Annotated in this window: 22 protein-coding genes; 7 read left to right on the plus strand and 15 right to left on the minus strand. The window is 36.4% G+C overall.

The features are described 5' to 3' along the window. Positions 1 to 179 precede the first annotated feature (179 nt). From AAOP42_RS08225 to AAOP42_RS08290, 14 genes are all read right to left on the minus strand, one after another. A complete protein-coding gene (locus AAOP42_RS08225; RefSeq protein WP_349528009.1) occupies positions 180 to 512 on the minus strand; it encodes a hypothetical protein in 333 nt (110 codons plus the stop codon). A gap of 48 nt (positions 513 to 560) precedes the next feature. Beyond that, positions 561 to 2,150: a TonB family protein gene (locus AAOP42_RS08230; protein WP_349528010.1), complete on the minus strand. Its 1,590-nt coding sequence runs from the start codon at positions 2,148 to 2,150 to the stop codon at positions 561 to 563. Continuing rightward, positions 2,143 to 2,517: a BlaI/MecI/CopY family transcriptional regulator gene (locus AAOP42_RS08235; RefSeq protein WP_349528011.1), complete on the minus strand. Its 375-nt coding sequence runs from the start codon at positions 2,515 to 2,517 to the stop codon at positions 2,143 to 2,145. Before AAOP42_RS08235 ends, AAOP42_RS08230 begins: the two co-directional genes overlap by 8 nt. Positions 2,518 to 2,694: 177 nt before the next feature. Next, positions 2,695 to 3,231, minus strand: coding sequence for an OmpH/Skp family outer membrane protein (locus AAOP42_RS08240; protein ID WP_349528012.1), 537 nt, complete (start codon positions 3,229 to 3,231; stop codon positions 2,695 to 2,697). 12 nt (positions 3,232 to 3,243) lie between these two features. After that, complete coding sequence (locus AAOP42_RS08245) at positions 3,244 to 3,804, minus strand: OmpH/Skp family outer membrane protein (RefSeq protein WP_349528013.1); 561 nt, start codon at positions 3,802 to 3,804, stop codon at positions 3,244 to 3,246. A 182-nt stretch (positions 3,805 to 3,986) separates the two neighbouring features. Continuing rightward, positions 3,987 to 6,668 (minus strand): BamA/OMP85 family outer membrane protein, encoded by a 2,682-nt coding sequence (locus AAOP42_RS08250; RefSeq protein WP_349528014.1) that lies wholly within the window; start codon positions 6,666 to 6,668, stop codon positions 3,987 to 3,989. A gap of 23 nt (positions 6,669 to 6,691) precedes the next feature. Further along, positions 6,692 to 7,429: an undecaprenyl pyrophosphate synthase gene (gene uppS / locus AAOP42_RS08255; protein WP_349528015.1), complete on the minus strand. Its 738-nt coding sequence runs from the start codon at positions 7,427 to 7,429 to the stop codon at positions 6,692 to 6,694. A 75-nt stretch (positions 7,430 to 7,504) separates the two neighbouring features. Further along, complete coding sequence (gene porG, locus AAOP42_RS08260) at positions 7,505 to 8,212, minus strand: type IX secretion system protein PorG (RefSeq protein ID WP_349528016.1); 708 nt, start codon at positions 8,210 to 8,212, stop codon at positions 7,505 to 7,507. A gap of 29 nt (positions 8,213 to 8,241) precedes the next feature. Continuing rightward, entirely contained in the window at positions 8,242 to 9,330 is a 1,089-nt protein-coding gene (locus tag AAOP42_RS08265; protein WP_349528017.1) for a DUF6089 family protein, read from the minus strand. Positions 9,331 to 9,438: 108 nt separating this feature from the next. Beyond that, positions 9,439 to 10,314: an NAD kinase gene (locus AAOP42_RS08270; protein WP_349528018.1), complete on the minus strand. Its 876-nt coding sequence runs from the start codon at positions 10,312 to 10,314 to the stop codon at positions 9,439 to 9,441. A 48-nt stretch (positions 10,315 to 10,362) separates the two neighbouring features. Next, positions 10,363 to 11,028 (minus strand): CBS domain-containing protein, encoded by a 666-nt coding sequence (locus tag AAOP42_RS08275; RefSeq protein WP_349528019.1) that lies wholly within the window; start codon positions 11,026 to 11,028, stop codon positions 10,363 to 10,365. Then, positions 11,025 to 11,792 carry an alpha/beta fold hydrolase gene (locus AAOP42_RS08280; protein WP_349528020.1) on the minus strand — a complete coding sequence of 256 codons (768 nt, stop codon included), beginning with the start codon at positions 11,790 to 11,792 and terminating at the stop codon, positions 11,025 to 11,027. Before AAOP42_RS08280 ends, AAOP42_RS08275 begins: the two co-directional genes overlap by 4 nt. A 67-nt stretch (positions 11,793 to 11,859) precedes the next feature. Beyond that, entirely contained in the window at positions 11,860 to 12,399 is a 540-nt protein-coding gene (locus AAOP42_RS08285; protein ID WP_349528021.1) for a CvpA family protein, read from the minus strand. Between the two features lie 55 nt (positions 12,400 to 12,454). Further along, positions 12,455 to 12,904 carry a GatB/YqeY domain-containing protein gene (locus tag AAOP42_RS08290; RefSeq protein WP_349528022.1) on the minus strand — a complete coding sequence of 150 codons (450 nt, stop codon included), beginning with the start codon at positions 12,902 to 12,904 and terminating at the stop codon, positions 12,455 to 12,457. A gap of 369 nt (positions 12,905 to 13,273) precedes the next feature. Here AAOP42_RS08290 and AAOP42_RS08295 point away from each other — a divergent pair, with 369 nt between their 5' ends. The 3 genes from AAOP42_RS08295 (at position 13,274) to AAOP42_RS08305 (ending at position 14,627) form a co-directional block, all read left to right on the plus strand. Beyond that, a complete protein-coding gene (locus tag AAOP42_RS08295) occupies positions 13,274 to 13,840 on the plus strand; it encodes an ATPase (protein ID WP_349528023.1) in 567 nt (188 codons plus the stop codon). Then, positions 13,830 to 14,021, plus strand: a complete 192-nt coding sequence (locus tag AAOP42_RS08300; RefSeq protein WP_349528024.1) for a DUF8506 family protein — start codon at positions 13,830 to 13,832, stop codon at positions 14,019 to 14,021. Before AAOP42_RS08295 ends, AAOP42_RS08300 begins: the two co-directional genes overlap by 11 nt. A 183-nt stretch (positions 14,022 to 14,204) precedes the next feature. Then, entirely contained in the window at positions 14,205 to 14,627 is a 423-nt protein-coding gene (locus AAOP42_RS08305) for a secondary thiamine-phosphate synthase enzyme YjbQ (RefSeq protein ID WP_349528025.1), read from the plus strand. 1 nt (position 14,628) lies between these two features. On the opposite strand, the gene AAOP42_RS08310 is transcribed toward AAOP42_RS08305, so the two are convergent. Next, positions 14,629 to 15,357: a cupin domain-containing protein gene (locus AAOP42_RS08310; protein WP_349528026.1), complete on the minus strand. Its 729-nt coding sequence runs from the start codon at positions 15,355 to 15,357 to the stop codon at positions 14,629 to 14,631. A 455-nt stretch (positions 15,358 to 15,812) separates the two neighbouring features. On the opposite strand from AAOP42_RS08310, the gene AAOP42_RS08315 reads away from it, so the two are divergent. The 4 genes from AAOP42_RS08315 (at position 15,813) to AAOP42_RS08330 (ending at position 19,519) form a co-directional block, all read left to right on the plus strand. After that, positions 15,813 to 16,244 (plus strand): DUF1987 domain-containing protein, encoded by a 432-nt coding sequence (locus AAOP42_RS08315; protein ID WP_349528027.1) that lies wholly within the window; start codon positions 15,813 to 15,815, stop codon positions 16,242 to 16,244. A 90-nt stretch (positions 16,245 to 16,334) separates the two neighbouring features. After that, positions 16,335 to 16,985: an ABC transporter ATP-binding protein gene (locus tag AAOP42_RS08320; RefSeq protein ID WP_349528096.1), complete on the plus strand. Its 651-nt coding sequence runs from the start codon at positions 16,335 to 16,337 to the stop codon at positions 16,983 to 16,985. 32 nt (positions 16,986 to 17,017) lie between these two features. Next, complete coding sequence (locus tag AAOP42_RS08325; protein ID WP_349528028.1) at positions 17,018 to 17,875, plus strand: DMT family transporter; 858 nt, start codon at positions 17,018 to 17,020, stop codon at positions 17,873 to 17,875. A 174-nt stretch (positions 17,876 to 18,049) separates the two neighbouring features. Next, the gene (locus AAOP42_RS08330; protein WP_349528029.1) at positions 18,050 to 19,519 is read left to right on the plus strand and encodes a nicotinate phosphoribosyltransferase; all 1,470 of its coding nucleotides are present in this window, start codon (positions 18,050 to 18,052) and stop codon (positions 19,517 to 19,519) included. Positions 19,520 to 19,524: the final 5 nt, after the last annotated feature.

Raw genomic sequence — 19,524 nt, forward strand, 5'->3', positions numbered from 1 at the left:
ATCACCCCTAAATCCCCTAAAGGGGACTTTTTGATCACCCCTTCAGGGGACGGGGGTAGTTTTAGGAAATCGAAAAAATCTTTTCTCATTTCGTTTAAACGTACTTTTTCAGGGTATTTAAAATTTAGTCGGACGCCACTAAATATTTTCTACAGATTCATATTTTCAACTTTACTCATTTATCGAAATTCTTTAGTTGGAGCAGATATAACTCCAAGCTTATGAACGTCTTCGAACAACTCGGTATGCATGATGGTTTCTGATTCTACCGACCAGGTGATTTCAAAAGTGCCATTTGGCTCTGCATCAATTTCTTTATAAGTAAAATTGACTTCCGGATATTTCTTTTCGAGCTGAGCCATTATTGGGTGGATGGATTCGGGTATTTCCTTTGTGTATGAAAAGTCAACATTTGTAAGTGATTCTTCTTTGCAGGTAAAGAGGGTTATCATAGACGCTGTAACACCCAGACACACCAAACCTTGAAACCAATTTCTGTTTTGATGATCCATAAAAGTCGAATACCAACTAATTACTTAGTTAAAGAGCTTAAAAAAATATTATTTTTGATATGCGATTATTACCATTTCTTCTAGTTGTGGTGCTTCGATTTTACCCAGTCGCTTTGAATTGTAGTTAGGAGTATTTTCTCCTGGTTTATCAAGTTTAAAAGTAATAGGAAGAATCATTCTTACATTTACTTCTCTGCCTTTTTGCTTGCCTGGAGTCCATAGACCAGCATTTTCAATTACTCGAACTGCTTCCTCATCGCATCCGGCACCAATACCCTTTACTGGTCGTATGTTGGTTAGTTTTCCTGACTTATCTACAACGAATTGCACAAACACACGCCCTTCAATTCCCAAATTTCTGGCCACCTGAGGATACTTCATGTTCTGAGCTATATATTGATAAAACTGTGACATGCCACCTATTGGAGTGGGTTGATTCTCAACTATGTCAAAAACCTCATCGCCTTCATAGCTAACATCTTTAGTGAGTTCTGCCAATTTATGAAAATTTGCCGTGGCTGATAGTATGAGCCCTAGTTTGTTTCTTTCTGTTACTTCAACTATAAATTGCACTGTTTGCATGCTTATGTTGTTTTCTTTTAAAGTATTCAACATAACTTCTCCTTCGGCAGGCTTGTTCACTTCTACATAAACAAAATTTTCCTTCGGGAAATTATGCTTTAAATTATCCATAGCATCTTGTGCTTTTTGCGGAAGTTCCACTACCATTTCAGCCGACTGGACAACTTCGACCAATTCATCATTGCATGCAAAAAAGCACATCATTGTTATCGTAGAGGCCAGAGCTGCTCCGGCCTTCACCCAATTGGGTTTACTCCTTTTTTCATTCATCATATTTATTCGTTTTAAAGTTTGAATTTTAGCAAAGTAATTCCCTACCAATTGCATCTGATCGACGGTCATTTTTATGAGTAATTGCTGGTATTCGGATATGTCGTGCTGCTTCAGTGTGAGTTCATCGGCAATGAACTCATGGTTTTCGGCTTGGGTCTTTCTAAAAAACCATACACCGGGATTGATCCAAAATACTGCCCTCATGACTTCCAGCATTACGATATCAACACTGTGCCCTTGTTTGATATGAACTTGTTCATGAGCTATAATTTGGCTTCTTTCCAGTTCATTGATGTTGTCATAATTTCGAATGACCAGGTACTTGAAAAAGGAGAAAGTAGGATAATTTTTCGTCGTTTCAATCAAAGCGTAACCATCCTGACGACATCTTTTTGCGGTACTGTCCTGCACGATTTTCCAAATAGAAAAAAGCTGCTTACTAAACCTTGCCAAAAACACCATTGCAACCAACCCATAGCTTAAGATGAGATAATGAGACCAGTGTAAGTGTGATATTGTGCTTATTGATTTTCTTTCCTCACCCATCACAAACTCAGGTAGCATTATGGTAGCAATACCTTTTGGTAGAAAGTTTTCAGTAGCAATATTCTGGCTGAAACTCACAGAAACCAAAGGAATCAATAGTGTGCTTGTGATTGCAGTGAGGATAAATATCCTCCTGAACTGGAAGTTGGGCTGGTCCTTAACTAATGTGTAATAGACCAGTGCAAATAACAGCAATATGATATTTGCTTCGAGGAAATAGTTGAGCAGGTTAATCATTTTGGTCTTTAAGATTTTGTTTCACTTTGGACAACAGTTCGTCCAGTTCATTGACATCCATATCATTTTCCTTAGCAAAAAACGAAACCATATTTTGGAATGATCCTCCGAAATATCCTCCAATAAAGTTGGAAAGGAAGAATTTGCTGTATTTGTCTTTGTCAACCAGGGGGTGGTATTGATGTGTCTTGCCAAATGCCTCATAGCCAACAAATCCTTTTTTCACCAGAATCCTGACTATTGTAGATACAGTATTGTAAGCGGGTTTAGGATTGGGCATTTTTTCGATAATGTCGTGAACAAATCCCTTTTCGATTTTCCAAAGGATTTTCATAACCTGTTCTTCTGCTTTCGTTAATTCTTTCATTTTAAAATGTGCTAGTTGTACTGGTTAAAATATTGCTTCTATAAAAGATACGAGCCAAATATATAACTAAACATATAGTTATGCAAATAACATGTTTACTATTTTACTGTACATAAAGTAAGGGCACAAAAAAACCCGCTCAGGGCAGGTTTCTTCAAAACTGTGTTTTTCTTAAAATTACTTCTGATCTGCAGGAGGAGTGATTCCTAATTTTTTAAAGATCAGATTGTTTACATCATACTTTTCATCAGCAGCAAGTACTACGTCAAGACCCTGAGTTCCTGTACTCAATATCATTGCGTATCCGTTTTCGCTTTGTACATCTTTGATTGCCTTTCCTATTTTATCAAATAGAGGTGCAAAAAGTTCTTGTTGCTTCTTTTGAGCTGACTTCTGAGCCTCTTGCTGAAAAGCGTCAAGACGTTGCTTTAATCCCTGTAATTCAGCTTCTTTGTCTGCTCTTACCAATTCAGTCATAGTTGCAGCGTTAGCCTGGTATTCCTGCCCTTTGGTTTGAAATTCCTGTCCTTTAGCCTGAATTTGGTTTTGTAGCTGAGTTTCGAATGCTTTGTATTCAGCTTCTATTCCTTTTAATTCCGGCATCAGGCTTAATATATATTCAACGTTTGTATAGCCGATTTTGAACTCTTGCGCCTGAGCTGTAAAAGCCAAAATAGTAGATACAAAAACAAAAATTAATGATTTGATTTTCATGGTTTAATTCAATTAGTTATTACTTATTACATCGTTTTTATCACCTAATTTTAACTCTTCCAAAACATAATCGGTGTAATCGTGAATTGGGTCTGTATATATCATTACTAAATCACCAGATTTATCGAAAACAATACTTAATCTGTGATTCTTTGCCACTTTTTCGACAGCTTCAAATACCTTGTCCTGCACTGGCTTGATTAATTCTTTTTTCTTTAGGAAAAGAAGTCCTTCAAAGCCAAAAACCTTTTTTTGGTATTGCTTCACCTCGTCCCATTTTTCATTTATTTCAACCAACCGGTCATCTTTCATTTCTTTGGTTAGCAAAATCTCTTCTGCCTGCAAGGCCGATTCTTTCTTTTGTACTTCTTTGTACATAGCTTGAATCTCCTCTTCCCAAAGTAATGAAATTTTACTAATTTCTTCCTTGGCCTGTTGGTATTCGGGCATTTTATTCAACACAAAATCTGCATCAACATACCCAAATTTTTGTGCAAAAGTATCATTTAAATTGAAAACGAAAAGAAAGAGACAAAGAGATAATATTTTAATATGTATATATTTTGTTCTCATATCGTTTGAAGAATTTATTTCTATTCGAGAAACTTTTACTCTTAGTACTCAAAAGCTGTGCCGGATTAACTGAGTATCCTGATTCTCAAATATATAATGTGATTCTTTTGTTCTATTTAATTTGAATAAAATTACACTAATTGCTGATTATATAATCGTATTTATTTGAAAGTTATTGTTTGTTATCTTAATAATTGTCCGATTGAGAAATGGAACTGCGCTCCGCTTCTCTGACCCGTAGTTGGGTCGTTATCAAATCCATATCCCCAATCCAATCCTAGCAGTCCGAATGCCGGCATGAATATTCTGGCACCAAATCCCATGGATTTTTTCAATACATTGGGGTTAAAATCGCTGAATTTGTTCCAGTTGTTTCCTGCTTCCGCAAATGCCAGCACATAAATAGTAGCAGAAGGGTTGAGTGAAACCGGATATCTTAATTCCATCACATATTTGTTGAAGATGGTGCCACCTCGGATATCATCACTACTGTCTGTTGGTGTTCCAGAGTCGTCATTTGGTACAATGGAGTTGTTAGGATATCCTCTTAACCCAATTACTTCATTGCCTAAAAGGAAGTTGGTACCCGTCAGTCCATCACCACCCAGTTGAAACCTTTCAAATGGCCCAATTCCTGCTTTGCTGGTGTATTGCCCTATTACTCCGATATGTCCTCTTGATTCCAACACAAGGTTGCCGATTAGCTTCAAATAGTATTTGGCATCAAACATCCATTTATGGTATTCCACCCATTTGTATTTATCAACGTTTTCGGCTGTTTCGTAGTTGATATTTCTAAACAACGAGAACGGAGGAGTTAACGCTATGTTCAACGATACTGATGATCCTCCACGAGGGAACATAGGATTATCAATACTGTTCCTGGCAATGGTTGTGTTGAAAGTGAAGTTGTTTGCCACACCTGAGCTAAACCCGAGAGACTGCCCAAAGTTGTACAAATCATAATTGAGATACGACACAGAGTTGCTTATGGTGAAATAATCATCGGGCCATTTAACCCTTCGCCCTAAACTTACAGTAGCTCCTAATACCTTTAGAGATCCCAGTGTTTCATCAGTAATATAATTGATCGATCTTTGAACAGAATAGTTGAAACTTACACCAAATGAGTTTGGTTTTTTGCCTCCTAACCAAGGTTCAGAGAAGCTTGTGGAATAGCTTTGAAATTGCCTTCCATTTGCCTGGAATCTTAAGGATAACTTTTGTCCATCTCCTACAGGAAGAGGTCTCCATTTATCAAAATTAGGAATGTTCCTAAGTGAAAAGTTGTTGAAAATCAAACCTAAAGTACCTACAAATCCAAAGGTACCTCCCCAGCCTCCTGAAAGTTCGATTTGGTCACTTGGACGCTCTACAACTGACCATTCAATGTCAACAGTTTCATCTGCCGGATTTGGCAGTGGAGTAGGCGATACCTGTTCAGGATCAAAGTAGCCTAACTGAGACAATTCCCTTTGAGTACGGATTAACTCTGCTCTACTGAAATATTGCCCTGGTAAGGTTCTGATTTCCCGCATGATCACGTGATCATTGGTTCTGTCGTTACCTGTCACATATACCTTATTAATTTTAGCCTTTGCCCCTTCAAAAACTCTCATTTCTACATCTATAGAGTCACCTTCGATCTTAACTTCCACAGGGGTAATGCTTGAAAATAAGTAACCATGATCAAGATATTGAGAACTGACATCAAGACCGTTTGGATTGAATTGTAGCTTTTTGTCAAGCAATTCAAGGTCGTAAACATCTCCTTTTTCTATGGCTAAAATTTTATCCAGATATTCATCTTCATACACGTAGTTGCCTTTCCACATGATATTTCTGAAGTAGTATTTTGTACCCGGGCTTACGTGAAAGTCTATGTCAACAGATTTTTCGTCGTATCTATATAACGTGTCTAAAACTATTTCGGCATCTCTGTATCCTTTCGAATTATAAAACGAGATGAGCTTTTCTTTGTCTTCTTCATATTTGGCTTTAACAAACTTGGAAGACTTAAAGAAGTTAAGTTTCACGTTGTTGTTTAAGAACGATTTGGCTCCTTGCTTGGTAATCAGAGCAGACGTATCCATCAAAGGTTTCTTCTGTTCTCCACTTTTAACAAATTGAATGGTTTTTGAGATTAAAGCACTAGGAAGTTTGAAACGAACTCTTTCTCCAGTATTTTTTAGCTTTTTCTTAAGCTTTGAAGAAGAAAAGTTCTCATCACCATAAAAATTAATATCATGAACTTTGACTTTTGATTTCTTATCAACATCTACCTCAAGCACCACATTGTTATTCATAATGGTATCTTTCACATAGTTGATGTCAACTTCAGTATTTAAATAACCTTTTTCTGCAAAATATTTTTTGACTGTTAATTCAGCATTTTTGATAACAGCATCCGTCATTACCCTTCCTCTTATCAGGTTGATTTTTTCCCTTATTTCTGATTCCTGACTTTTAGTAATACCTGTAAAGTTGAATTTGCTTAATCTCGGTCTTTCCGTTAGAGAAATAGTTAGAAATACTTTTCCATTTTCCACTTTGGATGCGAATACCTTAATGTCACCTATTAGTCCTTGTTTCCAAAGTTTTTTGATAGCACTACTGATATGATCTCCCGGTATTTTAATTTTATCACCGATTTTCAAACCTGAAATAGAGATTAGGGCATTAGAGTCTAAAAACTCCGATCCTTCTACATTTATTTCTGCAATTTCATAAACCTGTGGGTTGGAATAACTCATACTGATATTGCCATCAGACTTAGGGGATGTGTTTCCTCCATACCGTATTTGCGCAAAAGATAATGATGAGAATATCAGTGCAGATACTAAAAATGTAATTTTTAAGCGCATTCTGTATTTATTACTTTCTTTAATTATTTCAACAATTGTTCACTTGTTTTACCAAATCTACGTTCTCTTGCCTGGTAGGAGACAATTGCCTCGTGTAAATTAGATTTTCTGAAGTCAGGCCACAATATATCCGTGAAATAGAATTCAGTATAGGCCATTTGCCAGAGTAAAAAATTACTTACCCTCATTTCTCCACTTGTTCTAATCATTAATTCAGGATCAGGTATATTTTTTGTATATAAATATTGTGAGATCAGACTTTCGGAAATGTCTTCAAGGCTAATCTGCTTTTTGTTAATATCAGAAATCAAGGCTTTCACTCCGTCACATATCTCTTGTCTTCCACTATAGTTCAATGCCAACATCAATGTCATTCCATCATTATTGGAAGTTTCTTGTACTCCTTCTTTTAATTTCTTCTGAGCTTCCTCTGGTAAATGCGATATATTCCCAATAGGTTGCAACCTAACGTTGTTTTTCATTAGAGTTGGTATCTCCTTGGTAATGGTAGAAACCAGTAATGACATTAACCCATCAACTTCACTCTTAGGTCTGTTCCAATTTTCAGTAGAAAAAGCATAAAGTGTCAGAAATTTCACGCCAAGTTCTGCACAACCTTCAGTTGTCTCTCTCACAGCAGTGATGGCATTCTTATGGCCAAAAATCCTGGAAGCCCCCCGGGATTTTGCCCATCGTCCGTTTCCATCCATGATTATGGCTATGTGATTGGGTATTTTTAGCAGATCAATCTTCTCTTGCATTCCTTCTTATTGGCACAAGGCCAAAAAAATAAGGCACAAAGTTGTGTATTTTTTCAGTGATATGGAATAATAAGACTAATTATATATTGACTTATTTGGAATGTACTTGTAGAGACAGGGGATGTTGTATAGGATGTAACTTAACGAAATCCCTCCGTAATGGTACCAATCCTTGTCATTAGGGTTACCATACTGATAATCTTTGTTGAAAATATCTACAGTATCTGAAACTCCATCGAGTTCATCCAAAAATATTTTCCGGGCTCCCAGTTCTAAATCGATGCTGAAGCGTTTGCCAATCAAATGTTTGAAGCCCAAACCAAAAGGCACTACGGGTTGTATTTTACTAAACTTATCAACGGCCGGATCCACACCGAATACTTTAAAAAAACCAAATCCACCAAACACATAAGGAGACCATTTAACTTGCGATTTGTCATCCTTATAATCCAGAAAATGGTATTCAAAAACAGCAGCAACTTCCATAATTGAATGGCTAAAGGAAGCATTTCTCAAGCCTGCTGCTGCATCAATAGGTGAACTATCATCTCCTGATATCTTTCCAAAGGTAGCACTGAATTTAGTGCTTACTATTTTACTCAAATTCATCCTGTAATGACCCTGAAATCCAAAGTTTTGATTGGCGGCTTTGATTCCCCTGGACAAATCTCCGGCATAACTCATAGTACCAACCCCTCCCCCGAATTCTATCAGCTGAGCATTTAAAGTAAGCGAAAATATAAGAAAGGCCGATAAAATCGGCCATTTAATGAGTTTGAACATATCTTGTTAACAGTGTAACATCTAAATTATTATCTGAACTTGGCTTTCTTTCTTGATACCTGACCAAAAATATAAACCAGTCTTAATTGGGTAATAATATAAAGATCTTTTTGTGCAGAACTGCCTCTTACTCCCCCTTTCTCAGCTATATTATCATATCCGTAGTTGCCTCCTACACGATAGGATACTGTAGATCCATCAGAAGTTTTGAATCCCCAATTGGTTGAAGTAATTGGAGCGTCGTTGTATATCCTTTCTTGTTGAGCAAGTACTGCGGTAGTTTCTCCGGATCTTTCAGACATTGCACGTGCCAAATCGCTATCAAGTAAGCTTAAATTAGGATATGGCCCCCCAACATCATCTAAATAGTCTGTAAATAATTGTCTGAATCCAATTTCAAAATGAGCATCAAAATTATTTGGAAGTCGAACCTTTACACCTAGCCCTACCGGCAATGCCAGTTGGATTAGACTATAGGGTTTTCCTCCATCCAAATTTTGACCTTCAGTTCCGAGTGGCTGTAAATCTACCCACTGACCAGCTTCGGGTAACCTATTGCCAGAGAGGTCAAATTCGGGAGCCATTGCCTGAGGATTGTGCTTGAATACTGCTATTCCCAGAAACAAATAAGGATTTAATGGAAATCTGTTATTAGCTCCCCCATTATTAGGTATTAAATTAAATTCTATGCCCCAGGATAATTCCAGAATAGAATTTTTAAAATGGAGATTTCTAAGGTACAAGTATTGGGTTGGAGGAGCACTGTTATCAGCATTGAAATCATCTCCTGATATTGTGCCATAGTTCAATCCAAATCGCCAAGCTGCTTGCGGATGGAATACCTTGGAATAGGTGATACCAATTCCTGGTTTTGTATATGCTACGTCAGTACTAAATCTCGATGGTGTAGGTGTGATATCACCAAAATAGTTCATAGCATTTAAACTAAGGCCTACTGTAGAGTATCGTTTGATACCAATACCTCCATGACCGACACGCCCGCCACGATAAGCTGTTTGTTTTCTACTAGTATTCATCCCATACTTTCTGTTTTGGGCATACACTTGCGTGCATAAAGCCAAAATCAGAAGAGCAATTAAGGGTATTAATTTTTTCATTTTTGGAAAATAGACAATCTGTTAAATACAAATTAGTCCATAGCTATTCTGGTGTAATTCTCACAAAAGTAATTAAAATGTATTGTTTAAAAAAAATACAAGCTTCAATTAATTCCTTATATCATGACCCCAATTAAGTTTATTCCTGAGGGTGTCAAAAAAATTATAACCTTCTAACTTGATTAATTTGGCTTTGAAGCTTTCTCTTCTCAGGGTCAGTTTCACCTTGTTATTCAACGTGTATGACCTTGAATCCAGAGAAGTGAGGAATTTTCGGCCATCTCCATTTATTTCCAATGTAATGACACTGGATCCGGAAACTATGAGTGGTCTTACATTCAGGTTGTGTGGACTTATAGGGGTAATAATAAAATTGTCTGACTGAGGTAGTACGAGTGGGCCGCCACAACTCAAAGAATATCCGGTGGAGCCGGTAGGGGTTGCCACCATGAGACCATCTGCCCAATAAGTATTGACGTACTCGCCATTTATTGAGCAGTTTACAATTATCATAGAAGAAGTGTCTCTTTTAATAACAGCAACTTCATTGAGCGCAAAATTTTGATCTCCAAAAATCTCTTTTTCACTTTCCAGATGTATTAAAATACGTTCGTCGAAAGTGAATTTCTTTTCAAAAAATAAATCTATAGCTTCCTGAATATTGGTTTTGGATATGGTAGCCAGAAATCCCAATCTTCCTAAATTGATTCCTAAAATAGGGATTCCAAGTGATCCAACGTGTGTCACTGTTTCTAATAAAGTACCGTCACCTCCAAGGCTGAAAATATAATCAACATTTTTCAGGTCAGATTTACTTTCGTACACAGGGTATTCTCCAAAATTGATTCCTGAGTTTTTACTTTGTATGACAAATGCTTTAGAAACTATTATTTCAATATTTTTCCGAATAAGCTCTTCGAAGATGGAATTGACATAGGGATAGCTTTCTTTATTGATTTTTCTGCCGTGTATTGCTATCCTCATTTTGTAAAATGTATGTGGTGTCGAAACGAATGGTATAGAGACACTGGTTTAAATTTTCAAATACTTCATCAAAGTATCTAATCTCTCTTTTTCTATTTGGTCTTCATCTTCTTTTCCAAATATAGATGATATGGTAAAACCAAACCTTTCTAATGCAGATATAATGTTTTTTGCATTTTCTACATTTAGCTTAATGGTAAGCCTGATCATCGATGAATCTTCAGGATGGTTTTCGATAAAGCTACTTAATATCTTGCCATATTCTGATTCTATGATCCTGGCTATTTCTGACAAGGAATAGTCAATCTGTTTCATCGGAATAACGAGTATTACCCCGGGACTCCTTACCGAAGACATTTTGGAGAAAGCCTCAACAACATCCTGGATTGAAATGACTCCAATATACTGATCGATATCATCAATAACGGCAACCAGATTCAAATTTTGGGTGTAAGACTTTTTTAATATTTCATAGTAATGCTCTTGAGGAAATACAAAAATGTCTTTACCTATTAAGTCATATTCTGCAATCGTTTTTTTGTCGTTTTTATCATCAAAAATTAAGTCCTCATTAAACACCCCAAAGTATTTGCCATTATCAACTACCGGGAATTCCCTTGTATGAAATTCCCTCATCCATTCCTGAGCTTTTTCAATTGTATCAGAAAGCTTTAATGGAGGGATAGTATAGTTGATGAGGTCTTTTGCTGTCATGCTACTTCTTTATTTAAAAACTCTTCCAATATTTTATTGAATTGTTCAGGTTGTTCCATCATTGGGGCATGACAACACTTGTCAATAAACCTCAATTGTGAGTTGGCAATAAGCCTGTTGAAATCATGTCCTACCATTGGGGGGGTGATAGTGTCATTTAATCCCCAAATCAACAATGTTTTAGCTTTGATTTTATGTAATTCTTTTGCAAGGTTGTTTCGTTGGGCGGATTTGGCAATACTTACAATTCTCAAACACTTGGGTATGTCTTTTGTTGTTTCAAAAACTTCCTGGATGTACTCTTCAGTAGCAGTATTTGGATCGTAAAAAGTATATTCCACTCTTTCTTTGATATAGTCGTAGCTTCCACGTCTGGGAAAAGATCCACCCATTGCATTTTCGAACAGACCGGAACTTCCTGTGAGTATCATTCGGTTCACCTTTTCAGGGTGCTTTAATGTGTACATAAGAGCCATATGGCCACCAAGAGAATTGCCCATTATATCAAATTTTTCTAAGCCCATGTGGTCAATAAATGACTCAAGAAATTCAATTAATTTTTCCAGGCCTGCCTGACGTACAGGGAGTTCATATATTGGCAGCATTGGAATGATGATCCGATGTTTGCCGGAAAATTTATTCACAACTTCTTCCCAGTTGCTTAGAGCTCCAAAAAGACCATGCAGTAGCAGCAATATTTCTCCTGATCCCTGATCAATATACTTAAAGCCCTGCTCTTCTTTCATTCCTATAGCTTGTAACATGTGGTCAATATTGTGAATTAATTTAATTAAACGATTAAAATAAAGATATTATTCGAAAAGCGTACGGTCAAACTGAAAATTCTTTTTCCTCTATAAACTCTTGTGAGTTGTTGAAAAATTCTTCAATAAAAGGAAATATAGATGAGATCATTCCAAATAGCCTGGGGGCAAAGTTTGAAACAGGTTCGTAAAATATAGAATCTGCTGTCAACTCTGCGTCGAGTTTGCCACCAAAAGAGCTAAAAACCCATAAGAATATACTTAGAACCAATGCCCATTTTACAATTCCCAAAATAGCACCGGTTATATCATCGAGGCTACCAAAAAGTGTCATATCAAGTACTTTTTTGAGTAATCTTCCCAGCCAATTTAGTAATACGATAATACTGATGAAAATTACAGTAAAGACTATTACCGGAAGGATGTTGTCGTACCCGACAATGTAATTGGATAAAAATGCTACACCAATATCTAATAATTTTATTCCTCCGATAATGGCAACAAAAAAAGCACCTAACGATATAATTTCAAGAATAAAGCCTTTTCTGAAACCGGAATAAGCACCAATTCCAAAAAATACAAGTATGATGATGTCTATTACGTTCAAGATATTAGTGTATAAATGAAACAGGTAAAACGGACTGATTCAGTTTTTTTAAGTATTAAGACAGCAAAGTTTTTACTAATGTGGAAATGATCTTGCCGTCTGCTTTTCCGGCCAGAGATTTAGTAGCAACACCCATTACTTTACCCATGTCTTGTGGACTGGAGGCCCCTACTTGTGCTATTATTTTTTCCAGTTCAGTTTTTATTTCGTCTTCTGATAATTGTTGAGGTAAATAGGTATTGATCACATCAAGTTCATCCTTTTCTATTTTCGCCAGATCTTCCCGGCCTTGTGCAATAAAAAGCTCGTATGAATCTTTACGCTGTTTCACAGCTTTGGTCAAAAGTTTCATTTCCACATCCTGACTGAGCCCGTCTCCGGCTCCTTTTTCAGATTCTGCAAGTAAGATCATGGATTTGATCGCACGTAGTGCCCTTAGTCTGTCTTTTTCTTTTGCAAGCATTGCAGATTTTATATCACCATCTATTTGTTGTTTTAAGCTCATTTTTGTAAAATTTAAATTCTATAATGATTATTTTGCGGCAAATTTAATCATAAAGACTTCATTGAGTAGGATTTTTTGAGAATCTGACTGAGAGTGTTAAAAATGCAAATAATTTGATATTTAAAATGTAGTCTGCTAATTTCAGTTCATATATTTCACTGATTAAGATGGTGAAAGTTCTCCTTTAACAAATAAAAATCTTTAAATATTGTACTTATATATGTTTGATTCAAACGATAGGGAGCTTTGAAACTTAAGGAGAATATCTGATTGTTCTATTTTTCTAAAAGTAGAATTTACTCTGATGTTGTGGGGAATAGTACGGATGGTAACTGAACTGAATACTGTTATATTTGTATTGTGAAGAAAATGTACATCATAGCAGGACCAAACGGAGCAGGTAAAACTACTTTATCTTATACTATTCTACCTGAAATCTTCGACTGTGATGAGTTTGTTAACGCTGATGAAATCGCAAGGGGTATCTCTCCTCTGAACCCAGAAAAAGCTGGCATCAGAGCTGGTCGCATAATGCTTGATCGCATCAACGAACTTGTCTCAAATGGAGAATCCTTTGCATTTGAAACAACTCTTTCTACCAGATCATACGGAAGCTTTATTAAAAAAGCAATGTTACTGGGCTATGACACAACCTTGCTTTTTCTTTCTTTGGATTCAATTGAACTTGCCAAACAGCGCGTAAGAACCAGAGTACTGGAAGGTGGGCATAACATACCAACAGATACTATTGAAAGACGGTATTCCAATGGTCTTTCTAACTTTTTCAAAATATACAAATCACTAGTTAATAGATGGATATTAGTTGATAATTCAACCGAGAACTTTGAATTTATTGCTGAAGGATCTGGTACAGATGTCATTATACGAAGTGAAACAAAGTGGTCACAATTAAAAAATGCATACAATGGGAATTAACGAACAACTCCGCGAACTGGAAGAGAAAGTAAATATCGGGCTGAAAGAAGCCTATAGAAAAATGGTTGAGTTCAAAAAAAAGAATAACAGCCCTCTGGTTGTTTCCCGAGATGGAAAGGTAGTATCAATACCTGCTGATGAAATACTCCCCACAACAAACGCTAAAAATGAACCTGCCTAAAGGACGGCAGTCAGGTTTGCGAAATGAGCACTTGGAAAGTGCTTTTGCAAAATAGAAACTTAATCATGTCTAGCTACTGGGGCGCATACTCATTTTAGCTGGACGGTAATTCTTAATTGATAGAATTCTCTGAGGCTCTTTTTCAAGATTTTTTTACTGATCAGGATAAATAACAAAATCGACATGGTTAGCATACAAAAAGAAATTACTTTATCGGCTTACTCTCGTGGTTTTCATCTTATAACTAATAAAATATTACGTGAACTGCCAGAATTAGAGGCCGTTGATGTTGGAGTATTGCAGGTGTTTATCAAGCATACATCAGCTAGTTTGACTATTAATGAAAATGCAGATCCTACTGTGCGTATTGACATGGAAGCGAGTTTCAACAAACTTGTTCCGGAAAATGCTCCTCATTATAAACATACCATAGAAGGTTCGGATGATATGCCAGCTCATATCAAAACTTCTCTATTGGCTAGTTCGGTGAGTATTCCGGTCACCAGAGGTAGATTAAATATGGGAATTTGGCAAGGGATTTACCTTTGCGAGCACCGCAATTATGGTGGAAACAGAAATTTAGTACTTACTTTGATGGGTAGTTAAGTTATTCCTTTTCAAACATTATCAAAACTTCTAAATCTTCTTCAAGGCCAAAAAACTGGTGAGGTACTTTATCTTTTACATATAGAAAGGTGCCGGGTACTACATTTACAGTGTCATTTTTACCAAGAGCAAATTTACCTTTTCCGTTTATGACAAGGCTAAATTCGTCAACTTTGTGTTTCACCATTTCATGCCCGTTTTTCACTTGTGGCATCATGGAGAGTCCGAGGTTCATGGTTGGGGCAATTAGGAATGAATTGGTAGTATTAAACTTCGGATGACCTTCTTTAAGCAATTCCTCATAGTCGAAGTATTGGTATTGGGTGTTACTTGGCTTGGGGTGTCTTTTACTAAAAAAAACCAAAACCAACAGGTCTTCGGTAATATTTTCAAACTTATGTTTTGCATTGGCCTGGACGTAAACTATTGATCCTTTTTGTACATCTTGTTTTTTGCCCTGAACATCCAGAGTTGCTTTTCCTTTCACTATATAATATGCTTCATCAAGCCTGTGGGGTTCTTGCACATCTTCACTACCTGCCGAAAGCCTGTAAAGCCCACAATCCATGGAAAGCTTTTCAATGAAAGGCAACCAATTTTTTCCAGACTTAACAATAACCTTTTCCAATGAATCCATTGGGTAAGCCGCCCAGTTTTTTCCATATTGGGCAATTGATGTTTGGGACATAAAGAGAAACAAACAACCGAGTAGTGCAATATATCTTTTCATTTTTTTGTGAAAATAGTGTGTTGTTTCAAATTTATGAAGATATGTAGAAAGAGGAAGTATATGTAAAGAAGTATTATGATTTTCTATTTTTTTAACCTGACTGTTAATGAGGCATTTAACGCTAGGCCATTGATCGAAATTGATAATTTATTTCCTGATGTGGATTCGTTTTTTGTAGCTGTTAGTTATTTTAATCGCATTAATAATATGTTATAACATTTATTAATTATGATTGTTTTATGAAATCACAGTGGTTAAATATTGCCATAAACTCATTTAAATGCTTAAAAATACGTTATTTTGACAAAACAGACATTATGTAAGAAAAATATTAAATAGTGTTATTATTTGTTATCAAATGAAATAAATAATTCAAATATTATATTTATATTGCTTATAATTGATTTCAACCATCAAGTGATATTTATTATTTAAGTTATTTTTTTCAAACAGCTATGAACGGATATTTTATTAGACCAACAAGGGTATCTCCCTCCATTTATTTTAATCCCCAAAAAGGACTAATGGATATGAGAGGAAGATCTTGCCCGGAAAACCCTCTGAAGTTTTACGATCACTTGTTTGACAGCCTTGACAGGTTTATGTCCGAGGGTTATCATACTCTAAAGACCAACATTGCTTTTGAGTACTTCAATACCAGCTCGTCAAAATGCTTGTTCATTTACCTTAAAAAACTAGAATTAATGCACAGGAAGGGAAAGAAGATAATTGTGAATTGGTTTTATGAAGATGGAGACAATGACATGTATGAGTCGGGAGAAGACTTGAGTAGTTTTTTCTGCCTTCCGTTCAATTTTGTCATGGTAGATGAGATTAAGATACTAGGTCAAAAAAAAGAAATCTCTAAATCTCAGCTAGTGGCTTGAGGAAGCCCTGAAAATCTGGTACTACATTATATTCGTTAATTCTCTTTGTGGTCAAAGAGAATCAATATATTTGCTGCTTTGTTAAAAATGATCCTACAAGCAGAAAATATTAAAAAGTCCTACGGAGATCTTCCGGTTTTGAAAGGCATCAATGTATCTATTCAAAAAAGTGAAATAGTTTCTATAGTCGGATCATCCGGTGCAGGAAAAAGTACACTTCTTCATATTCTTGGGACTTTGGATCAGCCCGATTCTGGTTCTTTAGCCATCAACAATAAATTGATAGCATCTTTTTCTCAAAATCAACTGGCCGCATTTAGGAATGTTGAAATAGGTTTTGTTTTTCAGTTTCACAATCTTTTGCCGGAATTCACCACCTACGAAAATATTTGCATGCCTGCATTTATCCGTGGGGAGAATAATGGAGCCCTGAAAAACAGGGCAGATAAACTAATGAAATTGCTCAATATCACTAATCGAAAGAATCATAAACCATCTCAACTTTCAGGGGGCGAGCAGCAAAGAGCTGCTGTAGCCCGGGCACTCATCAATGATCCTTCCATTGTGTTTGCTGATGAGCCTAGCGGCAACCTCGATTCCGTCAATGCCAAAGAATTGCATAGTTTGTTTTTTAACTTAAGAGAAAGCCTTGGACAAACTTTCGTAATTGTCACTCACAACGAAGAACTGGCAGATATGGCAGATAGAAAAATTGAGATGAAAGACGGAATGATTCTTTGAATTATTCCATTTCAAAGCATTGATCCTCAAATATGACAAAAGGTGTTAGGTACATGTTGTATGCTACTTTCATTTTCACGTTGATGAAAGTGTTGGTGAAATCTCTTCCAAACATTCCCCCAATAGAGATTATTTTGTTCAGGTCAATTATTTCATTGGTTATCAGTGGCTCAATTTTAATGTCAAAGGGCATTTCGGTATGGGGCAATAATAAGAAAATTCTGATTTTTAGAGGTGTAGCTGGTGCGGTAGCACTATCTTCATTTTTTATGCTTTTGCAACAAATTCCGTTGGCCGCTGCTTCTACATTGCAATATCTTTCACCTGTTTTTTCGGCCATTTTAGGAGTTTTTATTTTGAAAGAAAAAGTGAAATGGTATCAATTTGTGTTTTTTACTTTCTCATTTCTGGGAATAGTATTGATTCAGGGTTTTGATTCCAGGATTTCATTGGAGCATACTTTGATAGGGATAGGGTCTGCCTTTTGTACCGGGCTTGCTTATAATTTTGTAAGGAAACTAAAGACTACCGAGCATCCACTTGTCATTATCTTTTATTTCCCTCTGGTTACTTTGCCTTTGGCACTTACCTACTCCCTGTTCCATTGGGTTACTCCTGTAGGAATGGACTGGGTGTATCTTTTACTTATAGGTATTTGTACGCAGGTGGCTCAATATTTTATGACCCGATCGCTTCAAATAGAGGAGATAGCCAAAGTCTCTATTTTGAACTACACTGGTATCATTTACTCCCTTGGATTTGGCTTTTTTATTTTCGGAGAACAATACAATCTTTTTACTTATTTGGGAATGGCTTTGGTTCTATCTGGAGTTGTGCTGAATGTGTGGTACAAGAGTAGAAATTCATACAAAGAAGAAGTGTTGAATTAGTAAAGGGCTGGGTGGTTAATGAATTTTAGTTTCATCTCCTCACAACATTGATTGTATTTGGTTAAATTAGAGAAGAAATTACATAGAATCCATGCGATAATCGTCCAAGCAGCCATAATCCTCAAATGTAGATTTAGACAGAGCTTTCAAACTTGACTCTATTATTAATATTACATGAAATTACTCTCCGATTTATATTCCGGTTCTTTGACCTTACTTACTGATTTGTATCAATTGACCATGTCTTATGGTTACTGGAAATCTGGTAAAGCCAATCAGGAAGCTGTATTTAATCTTTTTTTTAGAGAAAACCCATTCAAAGGTGGTTACACTGTGGCTTGTGGTTTGGAGTATGTGATCGACTATATCGATAACTTTGAGTTTACTGAAAAGGATCTGGAGTATCTATTGGAAATGAAAGGCAATGATGGAAGACAATTATTTGAACCAGATTTTATCTCATTTTTGAGAAATATGGAATTTGAATGCGATATAGATGCGGTACCGGAAGGCACAGTGGTTTTTCCTCACGAACCCATGATTCGAATAAGAGGCCCGGTATATCAATGTCAATTGCTGGAAACTCCGCTTCTGAATATGCTCAATTTTCAGACTTTAATCGCAACCAAGGCTTCCAGAATTAAGGCGTCTGCAAAAAATAATTCCGTACTTGAGTTCGGTTTGCGCAGAGCGCAAGGTATAGATGGAGCCCTGGCTGCAAGTAGAGCTGCGTATATTGGCGGTTGTGATTCTACTTCCAATGTATTGGCAGGAAAGCTTTTTGATATTCCTGTAAGTGGTACTCATGCGCACAGCTGGGTAATGTCATTCGAGGAGGAAAAAGAAGCATTTGCAACCTATGCTAAAGTTATGCCCAATAATGTTGTTCTTTTGGTTGATACCTATGACACCATAGAAGGTATAAAGACAGCAATAGAAGTTGGTAAAGAGATTAAGCAAAGGGGGGAGGTATTTTATGGTATCAGGCTTGATTCCGGAGATTTGGCCTATTTCAGCAAAGTAGCTCGTCAAATGTTGGATGAGGCTGGTTTTTCTGAAACTAAGATTGTAGCCAGTAATGATCTGGATGAGCATTTGATTGCTAGTTTGAAAAATCAGGAAGCAAAAATTGATATCTGGGGTGTAGGCACAAAGTTGGTCACCGCATTTGACCAACCAGCACTTGGAGCTGTTTATAAACTTTCCGCAATAAAAAATAAGGTTAATGAATGGGACTATAAGATAAAACTTTCGGAGCAGACTTTGAAAATCAATAACCCGGGAATTCAGCAAGTAAAGCGGTTCTCCAAAAATGGTAAATTCATCGGAGATATGATTTATGATGAAAGCTTGCCAGACAAAAGAGCATTTAAAATGATTGACCCTTCAGATGCTACTAAGCGTAAATCTTTTTCCCTTGAGGAAGAACAGGTTTTGAATCTTTTAATTCCGATTTTCAGGAAAGGAGCTAAAGTTTATAATCCTCCGAAAATCAGAGAAATAAAAAAACATGTTTTTAAACAGATGGAAAGTATGGATGGTAGTGTAAAGAGGTTTGAGTTTCCACACAAATATCCGGTAGGCTTGGAAGAGAGCCTTTTTGCGCTAAAAAATGAATTGATACTGAAACTTAGAAATCATTAAGAGGG

The organism is Reichenbachiella sp. MALMAid0571, assembly GCF_040151475.1.
Lineage (GTDB): Bacteria > Bacteroidota > Bacteroidia > Cytophagales > Cyclobacteriaceae > CAXBNB01.